Below are 1,372 nucleotides of genomic sequence, written 5' to 3' on the forward strand. Positions count from 1 at the left end.
AAACCTCCCAGGAGCTGGGAAAATATCTAGGCATACCAGTAGAGCCTAGCAAAATGATCACTTTCAAAGGTAAGAAAAAGGCTAAAAGCTTAGCGACCTGACTGATGAGAGTCAGCATAATCACTAGCGATGAAGTAAACGGTGAAAAACCAAAGAAAATTTTAACTAGCGAAGAAACCCACCTCAAGTGATAAGCGCTAATTCTAAATAACCACATATGCATAACACCACTAGAAAAATTAACCAATACTATTTATAGTGACAGAAACAGCATCGAGCTTTCTTTTCATCACTAGCCAGTTGATTCTAATTTGTTCCAAGCGTTGCTTATCACTAATGATTTTTTTCTCTGCTGCATGCCACTTCGCTAGCGCAACAGGAAATTTCGTTAATAGCTGAAAGTAAATTACACGAAGATCCAGCCCAAGACGACAAACTTCCAAACTAATATCAGACCTGCCAACGCCACGATGATAGCTTTGCAACACTGCAGGTTGAAATTCTTCCATCAGAGAACCGTCACGAATAGAGCCATATGACATGCTTCCCCAAAACGTCGAATACAACAGCTGCGCGAGATCATAACCAAAATTGGCAAGCCTCACCCTCTCCCAGTCAATGAGCATTATTTCATAGGCATCATTTGCTAGAAAGAGGTTGCCACGGTTTGCATCGCCATGACAAAAAGTTACAGGCAAGGAGTCGAATAAATACCTACTCCCTTTGAAGGCAGCTTCAAACCTACGTAAGGAGTAAAATAAATTATCTTGCTCACCCATGCTTATTAAATTTTCAGATATCACTATCTCCCTGAAGGAGCGAATTTTCTCTTCTAGAAGGTCAAGCTGAGGATCTTTCTTTAATACAAAAGAGCCACCCTTTTTAAAATCATTCTGGGCTGAAAATAAATTAGCATTCATTCGACCAAGACAATAGGCTGCCTGACAATAATCATCAAGCGAGTGGCGAATTTTTCGAAACTCGCCACCCATTGCTACGTATTCTATAAAGATGGAAAAATAATCTTCATCAAACACCAAACCAATGACATTCGGAGATTTCCATTCCTTTCCTTTTTTTGGAAAGTCTGAGCAATAATACTTGAACTCCGGACTCAACTTGCTCGAATTATTCAGCCTTACTTTCTCTATAATTTGCCTTTTTTTATCTCCCAGGATAAAGCTGTGGAGAATTATTTTTTCATTTACTTTCTCTCTGATAATACTCGAATCGATTTTTTTGACAGGCTGACGCAACATAGCCGAAATACAACTAAGTCTTCTGCTGTAGTTAATGCGTACCGGCTTATTCCCGCGACAAAAAAGCGTTGATAAATAACTATAAGCAAAATTAATCACTAATCAAAATCCGA

General features: G+C 38.9%; 1 protein-coding gene. It reads right to left on the reverse strand.

What is annotated here, in order from left to right:
• Positions 1–239 precede the first annotated feature (239 nt).
• Positions 240–1,358: an aminoglycoside phosphotransferase family protein gene (locus tag B8115_RS23135; protein WP_202949124.1), complete on the reverse strand. Its 1,119-nt coding sequence runs from the start codon at positions 1,356–1,358 to the stop codon at positions 240–242.
• Between the last annotated feature and the right edge of the window lie 14 nt (positions 1,359–1,372).

The organism is Halomonas sp. KM-1, assembly GCF_000246875.1.
Lineage (GTDB): Bacteria > Pseudomonadota > Gammaproteobacteria > Pseudomonadales > Halomonadaceae > Halomonas > Halomonas aerodenitrificans.